This is a genomic window from Phormidium sp. FACHB-592 (assembly GCF_014695795.1).
Taxonomy (GTDB): Bacteria; Cyanobacteriota; Cyanobacteriia; order Leptolyngbyales; family Leptolyngbyaceae; genus Stenomitos.
In genome coordinates, this window is the sequence record NZ_JACJOZ010000052.1 from 46500 (window position 1) to 70794 (window position 24295).

Here is a 24295-nt window from a genome sequence, read left to right on the forward strand (position 1 = left end):
TCACCTCAGTTGCTACAGCAGTTGGAGAGAACATTAGGACAGGCGTAAACCCTAAAACTTCCTTTAAGCAGGAGCTTCTACTTATCCCTCATCCTTTTGCTGTAGATGCCTCTACCAAAGAGCGCGTACACCTTCACCCGGAGCTTCGGACTGTGGACTGCTCTGGCGGTTATTCAACTCTGAGTCGTTGTTACGACGTGGCGTGCTTTGCTGAGACTCAACTTGGCTACCGCTTCGTGGTGTTGTCTGCGTACGTTGCTGACTTGAACCATTAGTTGGTTGCGCCGGTTGATCTGCATCGATACCCGTTGTCGTACCAGATTGATTGTCTGGCTGATTATTGCTACGAGGTGTTGCGTTGGTGCGAGGGTAGACTCCTTGCCCTGGTTGCTGCTGCATCGAACCATTCATAGGTTGCATCTGCTGCATGGCTGGATCTCCTGGCTGACCATCGCTGCGAGGTGATGCACTGGCTGGCTGGGTTTCTTGCCGTTGCTGCATTGTCGAACCACCCGTGGGTCGTACCTGCTGTACTGCTTCACCACCTACAGTTGCGCCAGGTTGGTTCGCTGGCTGGTTGGTGCTACGGGGAGATACGGTCGTGTTCGATCGCTGCTGAGTTTCCTGCCGTTGCTGCATCATTGAACCACCAGTGGGTCGTACCTGCTGTATCGATTCACCACCTGTGGTGGCACCAGGTTGGTTTGCTGGTCGGTTTTGATTTGCTGGACGGTTAATGCTACGGGGAGATATGTTGGTGTTCGATCGCTGCTGAGTTCTTTGCCGTTGCTGCGTCATCGAACCGCCAGTGGGTCGTACTTGTTGCACTGCCTCACCACCTGTGGTTGCACCAGGTTGGTTGACTGGCTGGTTGGTGCTACGAGGGGCTACATTTGTGCGCTGCTGGGTTTCTTGCCCTTGTCTTTCAAGGCGGTCACTAGCATCTGAACCTGGAACTGGATTCGTACCACTGCTTGGTACCCGGTTTAGATCTTCTCCACCATTAGTGGTGCCAGCATCTCTACCTGCTGGATTGGTTGGAGTAGCAGTCGAAGGCACATCAGGATTGCTGTTGTTAGGAGACTGTTGCGAAAGTGCAGGAAGACTAATTAAAGCGCTGAGTCCAGCCGCACCCAAAAAACTAGCTGCTTTGATAAGTAAAGTCCTAGAGTTGTTTCTGTCCATTGATATCTCCTTTGAGCCTCAGTTGAGACGAATCGTTTTGCAATCGTTCAACAGCTAGCCGTACCTTTCCCAAATTGTTAACCTCAGCCTGAGTCATGCTTCAATGGGAGTCTCAGTTAGCTACGACTGACTCCAGGTAAAATTCGATTAGCTGTTGTTGACTAGCTAAAGGTTAGAAATTTTACCCTAGTTAGTTCTCCGTCTACGGGATCAGTCTCTACTCTGTCAAGCGAGGGAAAGGAAATAGCTCAAGCAAAGGGTCAGCGATACAAAGATGAGCGCGCCTGATCCCCTTATCGCTTCTTAAAGAGGCTGAGATGATTCACTTGAAGCTCCAGGCAGCGACCGCTACACAGCCCCAGCCAACTAGAAACGCTACACCACCCAGGGGTGTGATGGCACCTAGCCATTTAATGTCCGTAAGGCTAAGGGCATAAAAGCTACCAGAAAAGATGGTAATGCCAGTAATAAACGCGTAGCCTGCGATGCTCAAAGTTGGTGCGATCGTTTCGGCTCGACTTAGCAGTATTGCCACCAAAAATAGTGCTAATGCGTGATACATCTGGTAGCGAGCAGCAGTCTCAAAGATTTCCAACGCACGTTCTGTTAGGCGTTCCTTCAAGGCGTGAGAGGCAAAGGCTCCCGCTGCAACGGCTAAACCTGCAAGAATGGCGGCAACGGTTAGAAAAAGACGGGTCAACAGCATCTCAAACCTCGGCAAGTAGCTAAAAATCAGGAGGGAGCGGCTTTTTAACGTTCAGTGACGGTGAAGCCAAAGTCTCATCATTGCGAAATCGATCGCTTGCCGCACTTAATTTTCGATCACCATTACCGTAGCGCCGATCGCCTCTAGTTGTTTTTTGCACTGTTGGGCGATCGTTCCACTTACACCTGTGACAAGGGGCATTGGTGCGGCTTCCACTAGGTCTTTTGCTTCCTTGAGTCCCAGCCCAGTCAGTTCTCGTACCAGCTTGATAGCAGCAATTTTGTGAACGCCAGGTACGGCTTCTAAAATGACATCAAAGTTACCCTGAGCTGCCATTGGCTGTCCAACGACCAACTGCTGTTGTTGAAGCAGGCTTGCTCTCGGTTGCACCTTACTGCCACTGTTCGGAAGGCTAACGCCACCCAGGTTGAAGCGGTAAGACATATTGCCTTCCTCATCCACATCAAAATTGGCGGTAAATTCTTCGGCGCGTTCATCTAAATAGGCTTTTGCCATCGCACCAGTAAGCCCTGTTTCCATCGCAAAGCCGAGGGCAGTGATGCGCCCGTCACCTTGCTTGAGTAGCTTGAAGAAGGTGGACTGAAGGCGATCGTGTTCTTCTTGCTGTTTTCTACTTCTACGCTGTTCTTCCGAGATCAATTGCTGACTAATAGCGATCGGTGTCAATCCAAGGGCATAGAGTGTTAACCAGACCTTTCTTGTATCTGTCGCCTCTGGATTGTTCAGAGCGCTTACAGTAAAAACAGTGACTGGTAGTCCAATACCCAGCAACACACCTGCCATTATTTTTGTGACTAGCCCCATAACCCGGCACACTTCCCAACGATGCCGCGATCTTAGCCTTTGGAAAGACTAAAGACTAAAGGATAAATGCTGAAGGATAAAAAAATTAGCCTTTAGCCTTCATTTTTCATCCTTTTGCCCTCATCCCTTCTCCCGCGTCACTTCTAGCAACCGCGAAAAGTAGAAGCTCGTTTTGGTCATGGCGTTGCGTTGTACCGTCCAGCCCTGACTTTCCAGAATTTTTACGACTGCGGCTTCGCGGTGCAGGTAGGCGCGAGTGGCTTTGCTGGGACCAGGAAAGAAATCGCCAATTTTTTTAAGCAGGCTGTAAGCAAGAGTTTTGGGCGCAAAGCTGAGAATAAGCCGCGATTCTGCCAGAGAACTGAGATGACTAATCATTGCTGCCGCTTTGTCTTGCGGATAATGGATCAGCACATCCAGACAAATGACAGTGTGATAGCGACCGCTCAGAGTTTCCAAGTCCTGCACTGCAAAGGTGGGATTGGTTGATTGTCCTAGCGTGGCTTGCGATCGCTCTTTCGCTTCGCCCACCATTTTTTCAGAAATATCGCTAGCGAAAACCGTTGCGCCTGCTTCTGCCAACGGAATGCTGAGACTGCCGACACCACAACCCGCATCACAAACGGACAGTTGCGCTAGATTGCCATCTGCCTGTAGCCAGCTCAGCACTGTATCGACTGTTTGCTGATGCCCTGTGCGGATGTCAAGCTGCACTTTGTTAACTTCGCCATCCCCATAGATTCTGCGCCAGCGATCGAACCCAGTGGCATTGAAATACTCGCGAACAACGGTCTTATCATCAACAGCAGTCATAAATTCGGCTTACATGATTTTGCTCACAGCTTCATCCTATTACTGTGTGGGTTTTAGTGGAAGGGTGGGAGGGGGAAGGGGTGAAAGGGAGGAGGGGGAAAAGTGAAGGGGTAAAGAGGTGGAAGGGTGAAGGACGGGTATGGTTTTAACTTAGAGATTTTTAGCAAACAAAAGACCCGTAGGGGCAAGTTTGATACCAACGTGATCGGCTATCAGCAAAGCTTCTGGCAAAACCTGCCCCCTACAAGCGGTACATTCTTTCTCAGAAATCTCATCGATCGCAGTGATTCACCAGTGTTTCTGCTAATTGCAGTGCCTCGATCGATGTCGTGATTTTTGCTTCGGCTCTGGCTAGCTGAATGGCTGCTAGCAGCTTGCCAATACGAGGTCCAGCAGGCAAATTCAAAGCCGTCATCAAATCCTGTCCTGTAAGCAAGGGCATGGGATGAGCGACTGGATCACCTGGCGTGAGAAAGCGGTTTACCAGAGGTACGATCGCGGCTACAGGTGTGCCGATCGCGATCGCCAAGAGCGCGATCGCGGGAAAGGTTGCCCCTGCAAGTTGAAAAAACTCGTATTGCTCCCGCAGCGATAGGTCTAACTGGGCAAGCGGTTGCAGGTTCCAATCAGCCTCACCGTCCTCGGTCTGATTACTGTCCTCGGGCTGACCAGGAGCGCACAACAACGGCAAGCACTTCAGGATCGTGCAAACCGCTTGCATATCGGTACGGCTATACTTCAGCCGTCGCAGTTGCGCTTCTGCTTGAGCAAGATTGGCTGGCAGCAAACTGGTCAGCTTCGCGGTGGTGAGCCAGGTACGAGTTGAACCCGATACAGCTGGTAATAGTACTGTCGAGTCTCCGCTGCCAGCTTCGCCCTTAGACGCTTGCTGCTTTTTAGCACCCGGACGCATACGGCTGAACAATTCCCAGGCAAAGTCAGGCAAGGTTTCTTGCAACAGTGCTGCCGCCTGATCGATCGCTCCCACCAGCGCTAAACTCTGAGCCGTCGCCGCCGGAAACCAATCAGCTAACAGAGCATCCTGCCACGCTATTGTGAGCCATGTTGCCCCTCTCGTCGAATTGAGAAGGTAGTTTAGCTCTGACTGCACTCGTTCTGCCGCGATGCGTTGCAGCAGCGTTGCTAAATCACGAATCACCACCCGTGTTTCAGCCTCGACCGTAAAGCCAAGCTGCGCTGCCTGTCGATACGCTCGCAGTAGACGCAACGGATCGTCCCGCAGGTTTTCGGGCGAGATCATGCGAAGCTGGTGCTTTTGCAGATCGGCATATCCCTGAAGCGGATCGAGGAGTTGGTCAGTATGAGGATTGTAGGCGATCGCATTGACCGTAAAATCCCGTCGTTCCAAATCGGCTTCCAGCGTTGGACCAACCTGCTGTGCAAAGTCTGCCGTACCTTGCTCAAACACCACACGGGCAATCTGACGCTCGGCATCCAGCAGCACAAAACCTGCTTTGTAGTGACGTGCGATCGCCCGTGCCGTTTCGACTGCGCCAACTGGCAGCACAAAATCGAGGTCTAAATACTCGCTTTCTCGCTCCAACAGCGCATCTCGCACCGTACCGCCCACCAAACACGCCGAGTGTGGCAACCACTCCAGGCTAAAGGGCCAGGTTTTAGGAGAAAGCGCAGAAGACACTGCTGGAACACGTAATTGATACTCTAAATCTAAACGCTGATTCAATCCGGTCTAATCCAACGATCGCTGACAATACAAACTGGCTGAACATCTAGCAGCCAAACGGCTCCCTTCCCTAGCCGGCTCACCCCAGCCTAACGCTGCCGGAAGCTCCATGCACGTTAAAACAAAAAGCAGTGCAACGAAAATCAACCTGATGAGCGCTGCATGATGAGAGCGCCTGAGCTAGAGTAACAGAAAAGCATCTGACATTCTGAGTGTTCACACTTCGATGCGAGAAGTAAAGCCATGTGTATTTGCATCAACTGCCACTACGTCGATCGCTGCACCACCTACAATGCAGTCGAACATCAGCACCAGCAGCCTCATCTGACTGAAACGCCAGACTTTGAAGCAACCGAACCAACAATCAACGTCAATATTCGTCATGATGGCGATGTGATTGAGATGGAATGGGATGTAGTTGGCTGCTTGAGCTTTACTGAATCAAAAGGCAAGTGGTCGAAACTGCGTCCAGGCGAACTGGTGCCCACCTGATGATGAAGGTTGAAGCGAACAATGAGCACCCAGCAGTTGGTTTAACTGAGTTTAACTTCCAAGCCCATCCGCAGAGAGTTTTGACGGCACCGCTGCCCGACCCGATCGCCCAGAGTATTGATGCGATCATCTCACTTCATCGTCAAGAAGCGCAGGATCTGCCAGCGCATCAAAAATCACTGGAGCAGATCTCGACGTTCTTTGGGCAACCCAAGTTTTTGTACAGTTTGTTGGCAGGCTTTTTGTTCTGGATTAGCGGTAGCCTGCTGAGTCAGGCGGGTCTTCTGCCACCCTTCCTACCACCCTTTCAATGGTCACAGGAGGGGCTAGACATGGCTGCCTTACTTATCTCGACCGGGGTACTTGTCCGGCAATCACGACAAGAGAAGTTTGCCGAACAGCGATCTCAACTCATGCTACAGCTCAATTTGCTTTCAGAACAAAAGCTTGCCAAAGTTATTGCGCTGCTCGAAGAACTCCGTACCGATTTGCCCAACGTGATTGATCGACCGGATCTAGAAGCGCAAGCAATGCAAACAGCTGCCGATCCGATCGAAGTCTTAGACGCACTTCAGGAAAACTTGGCGCAAGAGTTGGCAACTGATGTTGCAACCGATGCCCTGAAGCCAAAGTAATGCAGTCCTTAAACTTAACAAGCTTGTCTCTGTAGCTAACCCTACTGTAGATAGTGCTGCGTCCACTCTCAGCCACATCTAGCCATCTTATTTGAATGCTGATTGAATGCTGAGAATTACGCTGGTATGAGCGGTCAGCGGTCAGCAGCCAGCAAAAAAGCGACGTTGCTGAATTGATGTCTGAATGCTCCGCTTGACCCTCACCCCAGCCGTCTCCCTAATGGAGAGGGAACAGGCGTTCTACGTCCTTCTCCTTGGGGAGAAGGGTCAGGGATGAGGGCAGTTCATACCTACGTTCAGCAACGCCAAAAAAGCTGACCGCTGACTGCTAAATAGTTCAGTCTTACTTACAAATGACTTAGGACTGCTATAGAGCCAGCTTTTTTGTGAAGAACATCACAGCGAAGTTTTACGGGCATCTCCTTCGTCTTGGGGATGACGGTAAATCTTTCGAGCGAGGGATTGTAGGGTAGTGCAATTCCGGCTATTTTGCTATTAAGACAAAAATAAGACTATATCAGCGAGTTTCTCAACATCTTGATCCGGCAATCAACGGCAGTTTGCCTGTAGACGCGATCAGTTATGGGCAAGATTAAATTCGCCATCAATTCACCCTATCCGGATCACTACTATGTCTGAAACAAACGGCGTTATGATGCAGTACTTTCATTGGTATCTGCCGCCGGATGGTCAACTTTGGAAGCAGTTTGCCGAAGCAGCAGACACTTTAGCAAAAGTTGGCGTTACTTCTGTCTGGCTACCACCCGCCTATAAAGGCACTGGCGGGGGCTATGACGTAGGGTATGGTGTCTATGATTTATTTGACCTAGGCGAATTTGACCAGAAAGGCTCTGTACGCACTAAATACGGCACGAAAGAAGAATATCTGCACGCTATTAAAGTGGCACAGAAAGCGGGTATCCGAGTCTATGCCGATGCGGTGTTTAATCACAAGTTGGGTGCTGACGAACAAGAAGAGGCAGAAGCAACGCCCTTCAGCATGGACGATCGCAATGCACCCATTGGCGAGTACCAGACGATCAAAGCCTGGACACATTTCACCTTTCCTGGACGCGATGACAAATACTCCAGCATGAAATGGCATTGGTGGCACTTCGATGCGATCGATTACAATGCCTACAACGATTCTGAAAACGCGATTTACTTGCTTAAAGGCAAAGAGTTCGATCGCAACGTTGACCTAGAGAACGGCAACTTTGACTACCTGATGGGTTGCGATCTAGATATGAATCATCCTGAAGTCGTCGGCGAACTCAAGTATTGGGGCGAGTGGTACATCGATACAACGGGTGTCGATGGCTTTCGCTTTGATGCTGTCAAACACGTTTCAGCGGACTTCTTTCGAGAATGGCTAGCTCATGTTAGTCACTATGCTGAACGCGACATTTTTGGTGTGGGCGAATACTGGTCGTATGACGTAGAAGCACTCCATAGCTTTGTTGAAACAACCAACGGCAAAGTGACGCTATTCGATGCACCGCTCCACTACAACTTTCACGTGGCGAGCCAGTCGGGCAACGGCTACGATATGCGACAGATTTTTGACAACACGTTAGTGCAACAACAGCCCACCCTTGCGGTAACGCTGGTCGAAAATCACGATTCGCAACCGTTGCAATCACTCGAATCAGTAGTCGAGCCTTGGTTTAAGCCCCTTGCCTATGCGCTAATCTTGCTGCGTCGTGAGGGCTACCCATGCCTTTTCTACGCTGACTATTACGGCGCACACTATACAGATCATGGCAACGATGGTGAGGAGCATGAAATTTGGCTAGATAGCTTTCAAGAAATACTTGATCAAATGCTCTCGGCTCGGCAAACCTATGCCTACGGTGAGCAGTACGACTACTTTGACCACCCCAACACGATCGGCTGGACACGTCTGGGCGATGACGAGCATCCTGGCGGGTTGGCAGTGCTTCTTAGCAACGGCGATGAAGGCACTAAGCTGATGGAAGTGGGGCAACCAAACGCAACGTTTATTGATATCACTGGTCATATCACTGAACCAGTGACTACCAATGACGACGGTTGGGGTGATTTTCGCTGTAACGCTGGCTCAGTCTCTGTCTGGGTGCCCAAACACTAAATAGAGCGGCTAAACCCCTGCTCCGATCGACACAGCAAAATTTAGTGCAGGATAGTGATGGTGCTGGTCGCCGTTCTGGCATAAATGCGTGGATGAGTTGCCTTTTACCCATCCATGCCTGTGCTAGCGACAGCACGATCGCCAACGTCTGAGTCACGTACTGTACATCTTCAGAACGATCGACATGGGTGCTTCGACTGTCTTAAAAAACTACATCAATGGTGCTTGGTGCTCTTCTAGTGCAACGACTCATCTGGATATCATTAATCCAGCGACAACCGACGTATTGGCAACGGTGCCACTGTCGTCTGCTAGTGAAGTCGATCAAGCCGCTCAAGCTGCTCAAGCCGCGTTTGTAAGCTGGCGGCGTACACCTGCCACCGATCGCATTCAATACCTTTTCAAGCTGAAGACTTTACTAGAAGAACAACTTGAGGCGCTGGCACAAACCATTACGCAGGAGTGTGGCAAAACGTTAGCCGAGTCAAAGGGTGAACTGCGACGGGCGATCGAAAACGTTGAAGTCGCCTGTGGCATTCCTATCTTGATGCAGGGCTACAACTCTGAAGATATCGCCAAAGGCATTGACGAAAGCATGATTCGTCAGCCACTTGGAGTGACAGCCGTGATTGCACCTTTTAACTTTCCCGGCATGATTCCCTTCTGGTTCATGCCCTATGCGATCGCTTGTGGCAATACTGTCATTCTCAAACCATCTGAGCGAGTGCCGCTGACGATGCAGGCGATCGTGCAACTGCTAGAGCAAACGGGCTTGCCAAAGGGTGTGGTCAATCTGGTCAATGGTGACAAAACTGTTGTCGATGCCATACTTGACCACCCACTGATTCGAGCGATTAGCTTTGTGGGTTCGACACCCGTTGCCAAATACGTCTACAGTCGTGCTGCCGCTAATGGTAAGCGCGCTCAGTGTCAGGGCGGAGCCAAAAATCCAGTAATTATTTTGCCGGATGCCGACATCGACATGACAACGCGCATCATGGCGGATAGCGCCTTTGGCTGTGCGGGACAGCGCTGTTTAGCAGCCTCGATCGCCGTGACAATTGGAGGCGCACGACAACCTTTTACAGAGGCGATCGCTGATGTGGCTCAGTCCCGCATTGTTGGCTATGGCTTAAATGACGATGTGCAGATGGGACCAGTCATCAGTGCCCAAAGCCAGACGCGCATTGAAGGACTGATTCAGAAAGGGGCAGACGAGGGCGCAACGGTTTTAGTAGATGGTCGTCAGCCGAGGGTTTCTCGCTACGAAAAGGGCTACTTTGTGCGACCCACGATTCTTCAGAACGTTGACCCTACAGGCGACATTGCCCGCATTGAAATTTTTGGTCCTGTCCTGAGTCTGATGCATTTAGAAACCTTTGAGGACGCGATCGCCCTGATTAACAGTGGGCAATATGGCAACATGGCGTGCCTCTTTACCAGCAGTGGTGCCGCTGCACGCAAGTTTCGTTATGAAGCCGAAGTTGGCAACATTGGTATCAATATTGGTGTTGCGGCTCCAATGGCGTTTTTCCCCTTTAGCGGCTGGAAAGACAGCTTTTTTGGTGATTTGCATGGGCAGGGGCATCAAGCCGTTGAGTTCTTCACGCAAACAAAGGTAGTAGTTGAGCGCTGGAAGGACTGGACGCGGCAGTTTTAGGGGGAATGCAGGGGCGAATCGATTAGGTTGTTGTGGTACAAAAAACAATTGTCCGGACATAACTCAGGGCCTGTGCAAAAGTAACTATCAGGAATTTTTGAGTAAGGTAACCGCAACATCGGCTTGGGAGTGGGGCGGTTGCAGTGAAACATTGGCATATGTTGAGGTTGTGGAGTGAAGTAGCTGGGTGCAATTAACTGAAAGCGAGTTTGAGGTGGGAGGTAAAAGCTCCTGCTTAGCAGCAAAGCCCCATATCCCCTGCTTGCATTTAATTGAGGCTACCTACTGACTAGCTTTGTTTTCTTGGGATGAAACATCGCAGCAAAGCAAGCTTATTCGATGAACGTCTTCTCAACAAATGGCACCGCGATCGCTGTAGATCATACTGTTCTCACTTTGCCGAGGTAATGCGAACAGATGGTTGCCTTCGCTGCTGGCTCTTACTAGCAATGCATCTTCGTACTTTTAAGTAGCTTCATCAGCCCCTGTTGAAAGAGTGAATTTTATGATGACCCTGACTGCTCCACAACAGCTTACGCTGGGCGTACTTGGTGCAGCGCTTCTGGCTTGTAGCATTAATAACCCTGCTCAAGCAGCAGTGCTTTTTAACAACGGTGCGCCCAATTTTCAACTTGCGATCGAGAGTGATTTTGCTTTGCCAGTAGAAGCGGGTGATGATTTCACGCTTACTAGCAGTAATGACGTGACAAAAATTACCTGGAGTGGATTGTACGCTGCTGGGCAAGCTGTTTCCGTTACGCCCACGATCGATCAATTCTCGGTTCGTATCTTTGAGTTTCTTAACGATAGACCTGCGGTTTCACCCATCATTGCCTTTAATGACATTAGCGTTGCGCGAGCAAGCAATCCACAAAGTGTATTCTTCTACAACTACTCGTTTGCGCCATCGCAGCCCTTTACGCTTCAGGCTGGCAGCTATCTACTCTCAATTGTCAATAATACTGAAGCCGATGCTAGCCTTAACTGGTTTTGGGCAGCAAGTAACGAGAATGGCAACGATCTTGGTCGCTTCCAGCCTGGTGATCAATGGTTTGTTGATGTCAATACTGCCGAACTCTCGTTTGCTATTGAAGGCAACTCTAAATCTGTACCAACCCCTGCCTTACTGCCAGGATTAATTGGTCTAGGCATGGGCATTTGGCGAAAACGGCAATTGGCAGCAAAGGATCGTAGCGGTAAATGACTGATCGTTGGCTAAGTCATTCGTTCCAGGGAAGTGCGATCGTCTTCCCTGAACTCCTGCGGTCTATCAGTCAGAAAGATGGTCTGGGCGTTTGGCAAGCTCAAGTCAACACACATAAGGGCAAAAACTTAACTTCTGCCCTGTGATGACTCTACCTCAATACATTGGTTATAGATAAGGCTCGTTCGTTGGATCTCGTACTATTTAAGCGTCGTCAGGCGTTGCTTTGTAGCTGATGAGATTAAAACGCGGTTGATAGCGTGAACAACCCCATTAGAAGCGGCAATGTCGGCTTGAATGACGCTGGCATTGTTAACAACCACTTTATCTCCATCTACGCGCACAGCTAGACCGCCACCCAGCGTTTTCACTAAGCCAGTCTTCAAAGCGCTAGACGGGACTGTGCCAGGAACAACATGGTATGCCAATACTTGTCTCAAAAGTGCCTTGTTCTCTGGTTTCAACAGCTTTGCAAGCGTGCCCGCAGGTAGAGCTGTAAACGCTGCATCTGTAGGAGCAAACACAGTAAAGTTACCCCCCTGTTGGACAGTCTGTGTTAGTCCAGCCGCTTCTACTGCTCTAGCCAGCGTTTTAAAGGAACCTGCCTTCGCCCCTTGTTGCAATAGTGTAGAAAGCGTGAGGTTGCGTGTCGATCGCGGTGCAGGGTTTCCACTTGCAGGCGACTGCCGGGGAGTGGGCTGCGTTGTTCCAGCAGGCACTTGGCTAGGGCTGCCAGGCCGAGTGCCAGTGGGCGTTGGTCTGGGCGATGGTTGCCCTGGTGATGGTTGTCCTGGCGCTGTTGGTGTTGGTGATGGCTGTCCCGGTACTGTTTGCCCGGGTACTGTTGGTGCTGGCGATGGCTGCCCTAGTGATGGTTGCCCTGGTGATGTTTGTCCGGGTACTGTTTGTCCTGGCGCTGTTGGTGTTGGTGATGGTTGCGTCACCCCAGCAGGCGCGGTCCCTGCACCAGGAGTTGTCTGCGTCTGGGCGATCGTAGGAGCCACAACTGCAACTCCTAAACCAGCAACGCCTGCCAGAATAGACAGCGTTTGAGACATCGTTAAACGATAGCGTTTTTGCATCTTCTTTCTTTACCGTTAACAAATATGAACAAAGGTTCAATGTACCGATGTTGCAAAAACAAACGCTCTACCTTCCGGTAGATTCTGATATATGCGGAAGCAAGCTATTGCACAAGCGCTATAAAATTCATTGCATAGCTACACAACACTATTTTTTAGCTATAGGTCATGCTAGTTCAACTTGAAAGCTAACCGCTGTAACCCTTGCCTTAGGGTGTTTTGGATTCTTCTCCTTAGTTAGGAAGGTTTTTTAAGCTCCTGCTTACTTCTAGGCTTGATCTCAATATTGTGCTCATACCAGCGCATTAGTGGCGTTGCAGTTATGCCATGTACCACTACTGAAAGCACGATTGTAGTGAATGTAATCCAGGCAATTAATTCTCCTGTGTCACCCTCAAGCCCATGCCCAAAGGCATAGGTCAGATAGTAGAGAGAGCCAACGCCACGAATGCCAAACCAGCCGAATAACCAGCGGGTTGCACTGGGTACGGGTGACCCAATCATGCTTAACCAACCACCTAGTGGACGAATGAGGAATAGAAGAAGCACGGAAACTAGAAGTGCAGGTCCAGCAAAGCGTACCAGCGGCTCAACACGCAAGAGAGCACCTAAAAGCAGAATCGCGGCGATTTCAACCAGTTTTTCCACACGCTCAATAAAGCGCAGTTGAGACAGAGATTTATCGCGCTCAGGAATGCGACGTTGCATCACTACACCCGCCACAAACACAGCCGCAAAGCCATAGCCATTGGCTAGCTCGGTCAGGGCATAGGTAATCAAAATGGCTGCAAGAGACAGAAAGTCTTCAAGGAGTTCATCAGCTTGTCGGTGCGCTTGCAGGCGGTGATCAAGCCACTGTACGGCTCTAGCAACAACAATGCCCATGACAATGCCAACAGTTATTGCCCAAAGGACATCCACTGCAACCCACTTCCCAAACCACGTTTGCCAGTTGTCGTTTTCCAACCAGTGCAGCCCAAAATAAACGAACGGAAACGCCAGCGCGTCATTCAAACCACCCTCGGAAGTTAAGCCAAAGCGTAACTCATCACGATCGGACGGATTATCAAGCTGCACTTCTGAAGCAAGCACTGGATCAGTAGGTGCGAGAATCCCCCCAAGAAGGACAGCAGGCCCCCAGTCGAGCTGCAAAACCCAATGGGCGATCGCTGCGATCGCAAAGATGGAAAGCGGCATCAAAAAGCCGATCAGCCGAATGGTAGAGTTCCACGCCCACGCCGTTAGTGGACGGTTCATCTTCAAACCACAGCCAAACAGAGAAATCAGCACTGCAAACTCTGTCAGCCGCTCTAGAAACTTGGCATCTGGTCGCAGTTGCACCAAATTAAACCCATAGGGGCTAAGTACAATGCCAACCACTAAATAGATCAAGGCGTAGGAGACCGGCAAACGAGCAATCCATCCTGACCCTAACGTGATGAGCAGCAATAGCAACCCAATGACTAATAAGTCAAGAATGTAAATATCCACAAAATTTGTGCCACAAGAACTAGGTAACCGTGCCTACTCACTGTACGCAGCAGTGGCATGACTGTACCTCAACCTCGGGGGGATTTTGCGGCTGGGATGAGGGATGAGTGATGAAGGCTAAAGGACTACCAAAGCTGACCGCTGATGCCTGACTGCTGACCACTTCCTTAGAGCTTCGAGGCATAAAGAGCGGCTCCTAACAGCCCGACCTGGGGATTGAGCACTACATGAACAGGCACCATTTCTAGCAACGGCAGCATCCGTCCCTTATCGATGAGAGAGTTAAGAAAGTTGCCTTCTTGCATAAGCGGCAAAATCTTGGGTGCAATGCCACCCGCAATATAAAGTCCGCCATAGGGCAGCAGTTTTAGTGCCAAGTTGCCAGCTTCAGCACCATAGGCATCTACAAATATTTGCATCGTTTGCTCTGAAAGTCGATCGCGCTTTTCTAAGGCAGCCTGAGCGATCGCAGCAGCAGGGTCAACGCTTTTCTCACGTCCGATCTCGCGTTCCCAGGTTTGGACGATCGCGCCTACTTCGGGTGCTTCTGCTGCTACTTGACGATCGCGCAAAAACTGATAGATCGAGACGATGCCCTGTCCAGAGACCACACGCTCGACTGAGATGCGCTGAATGTGATGTTTCTCAAGTAAATAGCGCGAAAGCTGAAATTCCATTTCTGATCGCGGTGCAAAGTCAGAATGTCCGCCCTCGGTGCTATAAACGCGGTAGTCACCCTCCTGATGGATTAAAAAGCCCTGTCCTAAGCCCGTTCCTGCTCCAATCACGCCGATCGGCGCTTGCGGGTTAGGTTTGCCTGCTTGCAAGGTCAGCAAGTCGTCACTCTCTAAACCCACAACCCCATAACCAACGGCTGCAAAATCGTTAATAAGCGATGTCTGAGGAATGTTTAACTCCTGGCTCAAGCGCTGTGCTGAAAGCGTCCAGCATAGATTAGTGAGCTGAGAGGTATTGTCTACAACAGGACCCGCGATCGCAAAACACGCCTTTTGTGGCGCAGCAAGGATGCTTGACGCTTGCTCTGCCTCTGCAAAAAACTGTCGCACCATTGGCACCAAATCAGGAAAGCTGGCGCTAGGATAGCGTTGCTCATGCAGTGGTTTAAGCGTTACCCCTGATGTCGATGGCACTGTCTCAACCAGGCGCAGAATTGTTTTTGTCCCGCCAATATCGCCAGCTAGTAATACGGTCATGTGCTTACTCCACGCTCTGATGCAACGTCGTTTCGTCAACTTTGTTTGCAAAATACCTGTCTAAGATACCTGTAAACCTACGATCTTCAAGGGTTAATCCCTCTAACTTAAGTCATGCTTTTAAGACTGCCAGTACTACGCCTTCAGTGGTCTACTTTCGACATCTTGACCAGTCACTTTCTGCGATCGCCAACGAAAACCTCTGGCAGCACCGCGATCGCGTTAGCGCTGTTGGTCGCGTTATCCTCTGCTGCAAATGCCCGCCCTACGGGTCTACCGTCGGCTGTTAAACCTCAACTGGCATCGCCTCAACCGACATCATCAGCGGCGTTACCTGATCCTAAGACGGCTAAGGAGTTTAATCAACGTGGTACCAGTAGAGTGCAAAACGGTGACTTGGATGCGGCGATCGCAGATTTTAGTCAGGCAGTGCGGTTGAAGCGTGACTATGCAACGGCATACTACAACCGGGGCACTGTCTATGCCAGCACGGGTAATGTGCGTGCGGCATTAGCTGACTATACGCAAGTCATTGCACTTAAGCCAAACAATGCTGCTGTGCGCTACAGCCGTGGTTTGCTTCGTGCCAATACAGGCGATCGACCAGGGGCGCTTATAGATTTTCAGCAGGCTGCCGCTCTCTTTAAGCAGGAAGGCAACACTGTCTTTTATCAAAAAGCTCAGGACTACATCAAGCAGCTTCAGCCTGTATAAGGTGCTGGTTTCGATCGATTAGTAACGTACAGCTTCCCACACTCGTTACAGCGATCGTCCGATGCGTTTTGTATGCTCACTGCTTAACCAAGGCATGAAGGGTAAAGCAACGTTACCTGGAGTGCAATGAAAGATGAATCTAACTTTTTGGGTGAAGAATGTGGTATCTGTCATCTGCCAGCAGAGTTCGATCGCCCTTGCGTAATAACGTCCTCACGTTAGCAAGACGGTGATGAAAGTGGCGTAGGGGATAGAAACTGTATAAAACAAGGTAGCTTGTCTTTCTACAGTTAGACCTTGAACCGCTACACAATCGCTCTTCTAACAGAGATAGCAGCCGTATGGATTGTCTAGGCTACAGAGGATTAAGCATTAGCTGCTCTCGCGATCGCCCTTAAGTCTTGTTATATGGAACGGCATCGTTAAAGAGGAGAGCAAGCGTAAAAGCATTCTGAAGGAGCATTAATATGGCGACTCAAACACTGAGCCAAAAGAAAGTAGCCATTCTTGTAGCAGATGGGTTCGAGCAAGCAGAATTGACCGAGCCTAAACAAGCACTGGATGAAGCAGGGGCACAAACCCATATTGTTTCCCCGAACAGCGACGCGGTTCAGGGTTGGCAACATTACGATAAGGGCGACAACTTCCCTGTGGATGTGACGCTGGACAGCGCAAACCCAGATGACTATGATGCTCTGTTGTTGCCAGGTGGCGTTGCGAATCCAGACCAACTCCGCATGAACGAAAAAGCGGTTCAGTTTATTCAGGCTTTCTTTGCAGCGAGTAAGCCTGTTGCTGCCATCTGCCACGCACCCTGGACGCTCATTGAAGCAGATGTGGTGAAAGGACGCAAAGTAACATCTTGGCCATCACTGAAAACAGATCTAAAAAATGCAGGCGCTCAGTGGGTTGATCAAGAGGTTGTTGTTGATAATGGGCTGATCACAAGCCGTCGACCGCACGACATTCCAGCGTTTAACCGCGCGATCGTCGAAGCCTTTGCAACCGGTCTTCAGGAAGACCAACCGCTTGCAAGCGTCAGTTAGTGAAGTTGGTCCTTCTTAAACATCAGTAGCTTATAGCGGGGCTGTCTAGGATACAGGGTCTAGCTCTTGCCTACATCCCATATCCTCCACTCCACAAACCCCGCTATTATCCACAAATAGCTTCATAGCTAACGAAGATCTTGCTTGTTGCTGCTAAGACGAAACTGCGTAGTGCACCAATTGAGCCAGCTTTCGGCGCAGGGTTTCTAAACCCAGACGTTCACTGGCTGAAATGAAGATTGCCTGAGGGTACTCTTCTCGTGCCAGCTCCAAAGTGTCACCGTCCACCTGATCGATCTTATTGAACGCCACCAATGCCGGACCCGGTGCGATCGGCATCTCTGACAAAATCTTCATCACTGCGCGAATCTGGCTTTGCCATGCCGGATGCGATAGATCGACGACATGCAACAGGGCGTCTGCTTCAGTCACTTCCTCTAGCGTGGCGCGAAAGGCATCCAGCAAAGAGGGCGGCAGATCGTGGATAAACCCTACTGTATCGGTAAGAAGAAGGGCAAGCGATTCCTCAGTCGTAGTATCGGTTACTACCAGCCGTCGTGTGGTCGGGTCTAGCGTTGCAAACAGTTGGTCAGCAGCATACACCTCGGCGTTGGTCAGCACGTTCAGCAAGGTAGATTTACCCGCATTTGTGTAGCCTACTACTGCTACTGAGGGCACTTCCTCATGTTGTCGCCGTTGTCTCATCCGTGCCCGGTGCGCCTGTAGCTGGTCAACTTCCTGTTGCAAACGAGTGATCCGCCGTTGGATCGCTCGTCGCTCCGTTTCTAGCTTGGTTTCCCCTGGTCCTCGTGTGCCAATACCACCACCCAGTCGAGACATTGCTTGCCCTCGTCCCGTAAGGCGCGGCAGCATATATTCCAGTTGGGCAAGTTCGACCTGAAGCTTCCCAGCACCCGATCGCGCTCGTTGGGCAAAAATATCCAGAATAACTTCGGTGCGATCGACCACCCGAATACCAATCTGGGTTTCCAAATTCCGCACTTGAGCTGGGGAAAGATCGCGATCAAACACAACCAAATTTGCGCCAACCGACTGTGCTGCTAGCGCAATTTCTTGTACCTTTCCTTCACCAACAACCGTTTGATGGTGAGGATGCGATCGCTTTTGCTTCAACGTCTGCAGCACTGTGCCACCGGCTGTTTGCACCAACCGCTCTAGCTCTGTCAGCCCATCTTTAAAGCGCTGCGTGGCTCGATTGTCAGTGATCAACCCGACGAGCAGCACCTGATCATGGTCACGATCAACCTGTCGCGCCGTATAATCTCGCCGGAATTCTTCTTCAAGCCCTTCAACGAGATTGAGAAAGTCTTGATTGGTCAGTAGATCCAGGCTGAGCGGTGGCGAAACTGTCCAGGCTGTTTCAGGATGAGGGACAAGATGCGACAAATAGGCTTCCTTAACGTAGCCCGTTGCACCACCACCACGACGCTCAAAGCCGCCGCCTGTTAGTGTTAGCGTCACTAGCGCATCCAACCGCTGCATTGCCATCGCTGTGAGGGCAGAATCACTCGGCGGCTCAAACTTCAACTGAGTCGAAAGGCAGCGGATACCGCAAAGCCGCTCGGCACCATAACGGGGCAGTTCCAGTGCGGGAATCTGCGTTTGTCGCGGTGTGCCAACCCCAACGCGCATGACCTGACCACGCCGATTGACATACGCACAGACAGGTTGATTCAACTCGGTGCTGACCGCTGCTAACCGTTGAGCAAACTCAGGTGTAGTAATGCGATCGCCCGGTAACCGCTGATGGTACAACCGTTGCAACTGCTTAACTTGACTGGTCTTTAGACCCTGGAGATTTCCATAAACCGTTTCGATAGAGGCAACTAGCCAAACGCAACTACTTTATTTTAGTCAATTGTGGAACCGTAAGAACGTTACATCGAACGACCCTATAGTTTATAGCTATTTAAGTTGCTGAGTGGTTGAACCGGCAGCGACAAAAGCCGCGCTGTAGATTGTCCAAACTATTCATCAATAGAGTCTGTGGAACAAACTTCGTTCTTGTAAGCACGGATTCGACTCCCCAGCTTCGACTTTAGAAATCGACATTTGGATTGATGAAGCCAACTATCTAGTCCGCTACCCTAGTTTATGACTGTAAAAACTCTGGAGTCGTTTGGATGCAGGAATACGATGTAATTGTGATTGGTGCAGGGCACAATGGGCTGGTCTGTGCTGCGTATTTGCTGAAAGCGGGCTATAAAGTACTGTTGCTGGAGAAGCGATCGGTACCGGGTGGAGCCGCAACAACCGAAGCAGTGATTCCAGAGTTGCCTGACTTTAAATTTAATCTGTGCGCGATCGACCACGAATTCATTCATCTTGGTCCCGTCGTGGAAGAACTGGAGTTAACCAAGTACGGGCTGGAATATCTCTTCTGCGATCCAGTCGCTTTTTGTCCCCATCCTGATGGCAAGTATTTTCTGGGGCACCGATCGGTCGAGAAAACCTGTGCCGAAATTGAGCAGTTCAGCCCGCGGGATGCAAGGAAATATGCTGAGTTTGTAAACTATTGGCAGCGGGCGATCGGGGCAATGATTCCGATGTTCAATGCACCGCCCAAGTCTCTAATTGATATTGCAGGCAACTACGACATTGCCAAGATTAAGGATTTGTTCGCGGTGATTGGTTCGACGGACAAAACGCTGGATTTCATTCGCACCATGCTGACCAGCGCCGAGGATATTCTCAATGAATGGTTTGACTCAGAGTTTGTCAAAGCGCCCCTTGCTCGCCTCTCGGCTGAACTCGGTGCCCCACCATCGCAAAAAATGCTGAGTATTGGCTCCATCATGATGGCAATGCGGCATAACCCTGGCATGGCAAGACCAAAGGGCGGCACGGGTGCGCTGGTGGATTCGTTAGTACGGTTAATTAAGGATTTGGGCGGCGACATTCTGACAGAGCAGCACGTCGCTAAAATTTTGGTAGACGATGGCAAAGCTGTAGGCGTACGCGTGGCGAACGGTAACGAATATCGTGCGACCAAAGGGGTAATTTCTAACATCGACGCGCAACGGCTGATGGTTCACATGGTTGACCCTGCTGATCTGGATGCAGCGGATCCTGAGCTGCGGGAGCGGTTACAGCGGCGCATTGTCAACAATAACGAAACCATTCTCAAAATTGACCTGGCAATGGATGAACCACTGCGGTTTGAGCATCACAACCATCGGGATGACTACCTCATCGGCTCGGTGCTAATTGCGGATTCTGTGCGACACGTCGAAATCGCGCACACTGAGCCGGCGATCGGCAACATTCCTGATGCTGATCCATCGTTCTACTTAGTGCAGCCAACGGTACTTGACCCATCAATGGCTCCTGATGGCAAACATACGGTTTGGATTGAGTTTTTTGCGCCTTACAAAATTGCGGGACTCGAAGGTACTGGGCAGCATGGCACAGGCTGGACAGACGAACTGAAGAATAAGGTTGCTGATCGCGTCATTGATAAGCTGGCGGATTATGCACCGAATGTGAAAACAGCTACGATCGGTCGTCGGGTCGAAAGCCCCGCTGAATTAGGCGAACGGTTGGGTAGTGTTAATGGTAACTACTACCATATCGACATGACCCTCGATCAAATGATCTTTTTCCGTCCGCTGCCGGAAATTGCCAACTATAAAACGCCGATCGATGGACTGTTTCTCACTGGAGCTGGAACCCATCCCGGTGGCTCGATTTCAGGAATGCCAGGACGCAACTGTGCTCGTGTGTTCTTGCAAACGCAGCAGCCTTTTGTGCAAACCCTACGCGATGCGAGAGAGTCAATTAAATCAACTGTACAATCCGTTTTTCGCCCCAATTAGTGCCATTAATCGCTCTGCGGCTTCTTAAAGAAGTCATCGATTTAGGCAATGATCCTTTTTAAAGTTTAGTGATGTCAAAGCGAGTTTTAATCTTAGGTGGACGGGGACGAGTGGGTAGCCATGTTGCTGCTGACCTCGCTGCTCATACCGATGCTGAAATTACGATTACAGGTCGGAGTCACCAGCATTCCAAGCAGATTCCTGATTTGGGTTCGCACGTTAAATTTATCGAATTGGATTTAGAGGATCGGGACAAGCTAACAGCCGTGATTCGCGGTTTGCAGACCGACAGTGGCGACAGTCGCAATGTCGTGATTCACTGTGCAGGACCCTTTCACTATCGTGATGGACGGGTACTCGAAACGTGCATCAACGAAGGCGTGAACTATGTGGATGTGAGCGACCATCCGTCCTTTACCCGCAAGGCGATCGCCTATCGAGAGGCAGCAGAAGCAGCAGGAGTCACGGCGATCGTCAATACAGGCATCTTTCCTGGTATTTCCAACAGCATGGTGCGGCAGAGCATTGAGCAATTGGATACCGCTGATACTGTGCATCTCAGCTATGTAGTGGCTGGATCAGGCGGCGCGGGTGTAACGGTGATGCGAACGACGTTTTTGGGCTTGCAGCGTCCGTTTCAAGCCTGGTTGAATGGTCAGTGGCAGGCTGTGAAGCCTTATAGCGATCGCGAAGTGGTGGAGTTTCCTGCCCCTTATGGTCGTCTTGGCGTGTATTGGTTTGATGTGCCAGAGGCATTCACCATTCCTAGCGCCTTTCCTGTCAAAACAGTCATTACCAAATTTGGCACTGTGCCCGATTTCTACAATTTTCTTACCTGGAGCGTGGCGCGCTGGTGGCATCCGCGGCTCTTGCAAACCCGTGCTGTAATCGAGTTTTTGTCGCATGTGAGCCATTTTATGACGGATGTGACTGATCGCTTCAGCGGTATCGGTGTTGCCATTCGGGTGGAAGTCAGTGGACAGAAAGACGGCAACTCTGCCAAAAGCTACGCCACGCTGGTGCACGAAAATACAGCGATCGCTGCTGGTGCTGGTACGGGTAGCGTGACCCAAATGTTGCTGTCAGGCAAACTCGATAAACCAGGGGTTTGGGCGATCGAGGAAGCATTACCAACTGCTCTCTTTACACAGGCAATGCACAGCCGTAGCGTTGAAATTAAACAGTCTCTACAGATGACAGCTTGAATTTAAACGTTGATTTTGAGCGTCAATTTATAGAGTTGTTGCACAAAGCTTAGGATATTAAAAGCAGAGGGGCTGAGTTTTCAGAGCTTTGGACTGGGGCGATCGCCTCCAAGCTTAGGTTGCGTAGTGAGAAAATGGGTAAAGGAAATTCTTAGGGTAACCTTGAAACTCTTTAGAGAAGACTATGTGTGAGTGGGAATATAAAACAATTAAGTTCTTTACTCAAGGAACATTTGATGCAGGCAAGATTGACGAAAGAGAACTTGAGGCGGTATTGAATGAAGCTGGAGCGAGAGGCTGGGAGTTAGTGTCAATTCTTCCTGGTACTGGTGCTGACGGTGAACTGTGGGATTTTGTGGCAGTACTCAAGCGGGAGGTTATTCGGTAGCTAGTGGTGCGATCGCCCGCAAGCTATCAGCGGTTGCAGTGAGCGATTGAGTGCAAAGGTTATTGGGGGAGAGTGCAATTGCCAAGACTTTGAAGGCGCTCTAGTTTTAGTTCACAGGCACAGTCTAACCACTTCAATGCAGGCAGACGGTCGTCGAACGCGCTGGTGCTGAATTTAAGCCTTCCCGTCGCCGCTGATTTGAATTGCTATACAGAAAGACTGAAACCGTGAAATGCCTTTAAAGGCAATCCCCCTTAACTCCTAAAAAACGGGGCAACAAACCAAGGTTTGAAGTCCCTCCTTTTAAGAGGTCGAGGGGGATTAAGGGATCTGCTGACAAGCCGAGGCTTAACAGCGATTTACCTCAGGCTGCTACTATTCTTAAGGTCTATGCTTGGGACCATAGCCAATTACCGCAACCTTGTGACGGTAGACTAGCTCGGCACCATACCAACCCGTAATGCCAATGAGTGTTGCCACAAACAGCGACAAAATTAACCCCGTTGGCAGTACGGCTCCGGTTTGATTGCCCCATCTTAGGATAAAGCTAACCAACGATAAGCTCAAAGCGGCAACGTTGCCTACCATGTGTACCCATCCAGCCTGGTGTTCGCGTACACGATCGATCTTTACGAAATCCATCATCCCCGTTGCTGCTGCTACAAGCCCCGAGACAATACCTGCACCAAGCAGCCAGAATGAGGCACGCGCCCAAAAAACATCACCCGTCAGCCAGTAGCCTACATCTGTACCCAAAACACCCGTTAAAAAGGCGATCGGAAACGTCACAAGCAACGGATGCAACGGATGACCCGCGATCGCTACAGTGCTAGGAACACCGCTATCGCGGTACTCACGCTCATCACTCTCAATCACTGGTGGAATATTTGGTGTTTGAGTCATACGACCAGTTGTTAACTCCATGACATTACTGTCAAAAGTAGCAATACCAGAGCCGATGCTTACTCTTCCCATAGAGTGAATCACCCTACAAATGGGCATCAAAAAGTACAAACCCTTACTGAACTAGCGGTTTGCTTAAGCTGATCTGAAAGTAGCTGTAGCGACTTTTCTATACTGCTATTTTTAGCTAAACGAACGCTTATCTGTAGAGATACTCCATGCAGACTGTATGCCCCTCTAGAATCTCTTGGCATTGAGTGGCAGAATGGACGGTACGAATTTCACTAGAAACACCATGACGATTCTTCCCACGCTACAGAATGCTCTAGATAATGGACACGCGCTAAAAATTATTAGCGGTCTGCACAACTTTGATGCCGATCGTGTGGCTGCAACGGTCAACGCTGCCGATCGCGGTGGTGCAACGTTTGTAGACATTGCTGCCGATCCAAATCTGGTGCGGTTAGCTAAACAACTAACCCATTTGCCTGTTTGCGTCTCGGCTGTGGAACCAGAGAAATTTGTGATTGCGGTCGATGCCGGAGCCGATCTGATTGAAATCGGTAACTTTGACAGCTTCTATGCGCAAGGTCGTCGCTTTGAAGCTGATGAAGTTCTGGCGCTAACTCGTGCGACTCGTACACTGCTGCCAACCATTACCCTCTCTGTCACTGTGCCTCACATTCTGACGCTCGACAAGCAGGTACAGCTAGCAGAAGCCTTAGTCCAAGCCGGAGCCGACATCATCCAAACTGAAGGCGGCACCAGCAGCCAACCTATCCATGCTGGCACCCTGGGACTGATCGAAAAAGCGGCTCCCACTCTAGCGGCTGCCTACGAAATCTCCCGCGCTGTCAATGTGCCTGTGTTGTGCGCGTCTGGATTGTCAAATGTGACGGCTCCACTAGCGATCGCGGCTGGTGCATCCGGCATTGGCGTTGGCTCTGCCATCAACCAACTCAATAGCGAAGTCGCCATGATTGCGGCTGTGCGTAGTTTGGTTGAAGCGTTAGCAACAGTCAGCCGGAAACCTCTGTACGTTTAGAGAGATCGATTTGCGACATGAAACTTCCTGTCTATC

The 24295-nt window shown here is 50.4% G+C and carries 22 protein-coding genes; 12 read left to right on the forward strand and 10 right to left on the reverse strand.

What is annotated here, in order from left to right:
- Positions 1-111 precede the first annotated feature (111 nt).
- The 5 genes from H6F86_RS14335 to H6F86_RS14355 all read right to left on the reverse strand — a co-directional run bounded on the left by H6F86_RS14335 (position 112) and on the right by H6F86_RS14355 (position 5234).
- The gene (locus tag H6F86_RS14335; protein ID WP_190449290.1) at positions 112-1185 is read right to left on the reverse strand and encodes a hypothetical protein; all 1074 of its coding nucleotides are present in this window, start codon (positions 1183-1185) and stop codon (positions 112-114) included.
- Between the two features lie 322 nt (positions 1186-1507).
- Positions 1508-1885 carry a DUF423 domain-containing protein gene (locus H6F86_RS14340; protein WP_199305291.1) on the reverse strand — a complete coding sequence of 126 codons (378 nt, stop codon included), beginning with the start codon at positions 1883-1885 and terminating at the stop codon, positions 1508-1510.
- Positions 1886-1996: 111 nt separating this feature from the next.
- Positions 1997-2716 (reverse strand): bL12 family ribosomal protein, encoded by a 720-nt coding sequence (locus tag H6F86_RS32220; protein WP_242033522.1) that lies wholly within the window; start codon positions 2714-2716, stop codon positions 1997-1999.
- A gap of 120 nt (positions 2717-2836) precedes the next feature.
- Entirely contained in the window at positions 2837-3529 is a 693-nt protein-coding gene (gene bchM, locus H6F86_RS14350; protein WP_190449292.1) for a magnesium protoporphyrin IX methyltransferase, read from the reverse strand.
- Positions 3530-3800: 271 nt separating this feature from the next.
- Positions 3801-5234 carry a CCA tRNA nucleotidyltransferase gene (locus H6F86_RS14355; protein ID WP_199305284.1) on the reverse strand — a complete coding sequence of 478 codons (1434 nt, stop codon included), beginning with the start codon at positions 5232-5234 and terminating at the stop codon, positions 3801-3803.
- 243 nt (positions 5235-5477) lie between these two features.
- On the opposite strand from H6F86_RS14355, the gene H6F86_RS14360 reads away from it, so the two are divergent.
- From H6F86_RS14360 to H6F86_RS14385, 6 genes are all read left to right on the forward strand, one after another.
- Complete coding sequence (locus H6F86_RS14360) at positions 5478-5726, forward strand: Ycf34 family protein (protein ID WP_190449294.1); 249 nt, start codon at positions 5478-5480, stop codon at positions 5724-5726.
- Complete coding sequence (locus H6F86_RS14365; protein ID WP_199305285.1) at positions 5726-6361, forward strand: DUF1003 domain-containing protein; 636 nt, start codon at positions 5726-5728, stop codon at positions 6359-6361. Before H6F86_RS14360 ends, H6F86_RS14365 begins: the two co-directional genes overlap by 1 nt.
- A gap of 631 nt (positions 6362-6992) precedes the next feature.
- On the forward strand, positions 6993-8471 hold the full coding sequence (locus H6F86_RS14370; RefSeq protein WP_190449295.1) for an alpha-amylase: 1479 nt from the start codon (positions 6993-6995) through the stop codon (positions 8469-8471).
- A 184-nt stretch (positions 8472-8655) separates the two neighbouring features.
- A complete protein-coding gene (locus H6F86_RS14375) occupies positions 8656-10131 on the forward strand; it encodes a CoA-acylating methylmalonate-semialdehyde dehydrogenase (protein ID WP_190449296.1) in 1476 nt (491 codons plus the stop codon).
- A 505-nt stretch (positions 10132-10636) separates the two neighbouring features.
- Positions 10637-11335: a PTPA-CTERM sorting domain-containing protein gene (locus tag H6F86_RS14380; RefSeq protein ID WP_190449297.1), complete on the forward strand. Its 699-nt coding sequence runs from the start codon at positions 10637-10639 to the stop codon at positions 11333-11335.
- Positions 11332-11481: a hypothetical protein gene (locus tag H6F86_RS14385; RefSeq protein ID WP_190449298.1), complete on the forward strand. Its 150-nt coding sequence runs from the start codon at positions 11332-11334 to the stop codon at positions 11479-11481. Before H6F86_RS14380 ends, H6F86_RS14385 begins: the two co-directional genes overlap by 4 nt.
- A gap of 54 nt (positions 11482-11535) precedes the next feature.
- Here H6F86_RS14385 and H6F86_RS14390 read toward each other — a convergent pair whose 3' ends face one another.
- The 3 genes from H6F86_RS14390 to H6F86_RS14400 all read right to left on the reverse strand — a co-directional run bounded on the left by H6F86_RS14390 (position 11536) and on the right by H6F86_RS14400 (position 15122).
- On the reverse strand, positions 11536-12417 hold the full coding sequence (locus tag H6F86_RS14390; protein WP_199305286.1) for a fasciclin domain-containing protein: 882 nt from the start codon (positions 12415-12417) through the stop codon (positions 11536-11538).
- Positions 12418-12654: 237 nt separating this feature from the next.
- Positions 12655-13908, reverse strand: coding sequence for a cation:proton antiporter (locus H6F86_RS14395; RefSeq protein WP_190449299.1), 1254 nt, complete (start codon positions 13906-13908; stop codon positions 12655-12657).
- Positions 13909-14075: 167 nt separating this feature from the next.
- Complete coding sequence (locus H6F86_RS14400) at positions 14076-15122, reverse strand: glucokinase (RefSeq protein WP_190449300.1); 1047 nt, start codon at positions 15120-15122, stop codon at positions 14076-14078.
- Positions 15123-15236: 114 nt separating this feature from the next.
- On the opposite strand from H6F86_RS14400, the gene H6F86_RS14405 reads away from it, so the two are divergent.
- Both H6F86_RS14405 and H6F86_RS14410 read left to right on the forward strand, forming a co-directional pair.
- Positions 15237-15836 carry a tetratricopeptide repeat protein gene (locus tag H6F86_RS14405; protein ID WP_190449301.1) on the forward strand — a complete coding sequence of 200 codons (600 nt, stop codon included), beginning with the start codon at positions 15237-15239 and terminating at the stop codon, positions 15834-15836.
- 467 nt (positions 15837-16303) lie between these two features.
- The gene (locus tag H6F86_RS14410) at positions 16304-16882 is read left to right on the forward strand and encodes a type 1 glutamine amidotransferase domain-containing protein (protein ID WP_190449302.1); all 579 of its coding nucleotides are present in this window, start codon (positions 16304-16306) and stop codon (positions 16880-16882) included.
- A 153-nt stretch (positions 16883-17035) separates the two neighbouring features.
- Here H6F86_RS14410 and hflX read toward each other — a convergent pair whose 3' ends face one another.
- Positions 17036-18667: a GTPase HflX gene (gene hflX, locus H6F86_RS14415; RefSeq protein WP_199305287.1), complete on the reverse strand. Its 1632-nt coding sequence runs from the start codon at positions 18665-18667 to the stop codon at positions 17036-17038.
- Positions 18668-19026: 359 nt separating this feature from the next.
- Here hflX and crtO point away from each other — a divergent pair, with 359 nt between their 5' ends.
- The 3 genes from crtO to H6F86_RS14430 all read left to right on the forward strand — a co-directional run bounded on the left by crtO (position 19027) and on the right by H6F86_RS14430 (position 22311).
- Complete coding sequence (gene crtO, locus H6F86_RS14420; protein WP_190449303.1) at positions 19027-20718, forward strand: beta-carotene ketolase CrtO; 1692 nt, start codon at positions 19027-19029, stop codon at positions 20716-20718.
- A 71-nt stretch (positions 20719-20789) separates the two neighbouring features.
- Positions 20790-21923 (forward strand): saccharopine dehydrogenase NADP-binding domain-containing protein, encoded by a 1134-nt coding sequence (locus tag H6F86_RS14425; RefSeq protein ID WP_190449304.1) that lies wholly within the window; start codon positions 20790-20792, stop codon positions 21921-21923.
- Positions 21924-22107: 184 nt separating this feature from the next.
- Positions 22108-22311, forward strand: a complete 204-nt coding sequence (locus tag H6F86_RS14430; protein ID WP_190449305.1) for a DUF4177 domain-containing protein — start codon at positions 22108-22110, stop codon at positions 22309-22311.
- Between the two features lie 381 nt (positions 22312-22692).
- On the opposite strand, the gene H6F86_RS14435 is transcribed toward H6F86_RS14430, so the two are convergent.
- Positions 22693-23235, reverse strand: a complete 543-nt coding sequence (locus H6F86_RS14435) for a DUF2231 domain-containing protein (protein ID WP_242033523.1) — start codon at positions 23233-23235, stop codon at positions 22693-22695.
- A 274-nt stretch (positions 23236-23509) separates the two neighbouring features.
- On the opposite strand from H6F86_RS14435, the gene H6F86_RS14440 reads away from it, so the two are divergent.
- Positions 23510-24259 carry a DUF561 domain-containing protein gene (locus tag H6F86_RS14440; RefSeq protein WP_190449306.1) on the forward strand — a complete coding sequence of 250 codons (750 nt, stop codon included), beginning with the start codon at positions 23510-23512 and terminating at the stop codon, positions 24257-24259.
- Positions 24260-24295: the final 36 nt, after the last annotated feature.

What these genes read in the sequence shown, in the direction of transcription:
- H6F86_RS14335 (WP_190449290.1), bottom strand. Translation starts at nt 1,185, where the DNA reads ATGGACAGAAACAACTCTAGGACTTTACTTATCAAAGCAGCTAGTTTT.
- H6F86_RS32220 (WP_242033522.1), bottom strand. Translation starts at nt 2,716, where the DNA reads ATGGGGCTAGTCACAAAAATAATGGCAGGTGTGTTGCTGGGTATTGGA.
- bchM (WP_190449292.1), bottom strand. Translation starts at nt 3,529, where the DNA reads ATGACTGCTGTTGATGATAAGACCGTTGTTCGCGAGTATTTCAATGCC.
- H6F86_RS14360 (WP_190449294.1), top strand. Translation starts at nt 5,478, where the DNA reads ATGTGTATTTGCATCAACTGCCACTACGTCGATCGCTGCACCACCTAC.
- H6F86_RS14365 (WP_199305285.1), top strand. Translation starts at nt 5,726, where the DNA reads ATGATGAAGGTTGAAGCGAACAATGAGCACCCAGCAGTTGGTTTAACT.
- H6F86_RS14370 (WP_190449295.1), top strand. Translation starts at nt 6,993, where the DNA reads ATGTCTGAAACAAACGGCGTTATGATGCAGTACTTTCATTGGTATCTG.
- H6F86_RS14375 (WP_190449296.1), top strand. Translation starts at nt 8,656, where the DNA reads ATGGGTGCTTCGACTGTCTTAAAAAACTACATCAATGGTGCTTGGTGC.
- H6F86_RS14380 (WP_190449297.1), top strand. Translation starts at nt 10,637, where the DNA reads ATGATGACCCTGACTGCTCCACAACAGCTTACGCTGGGCGTACTTGGT.
- H6F86_RS14385 (WP_190449298.1), top strand. Translation starts at nt 11,332, where the DNA reads ATGACTGATCGTTGGCTAAGTCATTCGTTCCAGGGAAGTGCGATCGTC.
- H6F86_RS14390 (WP_199305286.1), bottom strand. Translation starts at nt 12,417, where the DNA reads ATGCAAAAACGCTATCGTTTAACGATGTCTCAAACGCTGTCTATTCTG.
- H6F86_RS14400 (WP_190449300.1), bottom strand. Translation starts at nt 15,122, where the DNA reads ATGACCGTATTACTAGCTGGCGATATTGGCGGGACAAAAACAATTCTG.
- H6F86_RS14405 (WP_190449301.1), top strand. Translation starts at nt 15,237, where the DNA reads ATGCTTTTAAGACTGCCAGTACTACGCCTTCAGTGGTCTACTTTCGAC.
- H6F86_RS14410 (WP_190449302.1), top strand. Translation starts at nt 16,304, where the DNA reads ATGGCGACTCAAACACTGAGCCAAAAGAAAGTAGCCATTCTTGTAGCA.
- crtO (WP_190449303.1), top strand. Translation starts at nt 19,027, where the DNA reads ATGCAGGAATACGATGTAATTGTGATTGGTGCAGGGCACAATGGGCTG.
- H6F86_RS14425 (WP_190449304.1), top strand. Translation starts at nt 20,790, where the DNA reads ATGTCAAAGCGAGTTTTAATCTTAGGTGGACGGGGACGAGTGGGTAGC.
- H6F86_RS14430 (WP_190449305.1), top strand. Translation starts at nt 22,108, where the DNA reads ATGTGTGAGTGGGAATATAAAACAATTAAGTTCTTTACTCAAGGAACA.
- H6F86_RS14435 (WP_242033523.1), bottom strand. Translation starts at nt 23,235, where the DNA reads ATGGAGTTAACAACTGGTCGTATGACTCAAACACCAAATATTCCACCA.
- H6F86_RS14440 (WP_190449306.1), top strand. Translation starts at nt 23,510, where the DNA reads ATGACGATTCTTCCCACGCTACAGAATGCTCTAGATAATGGACACGCG.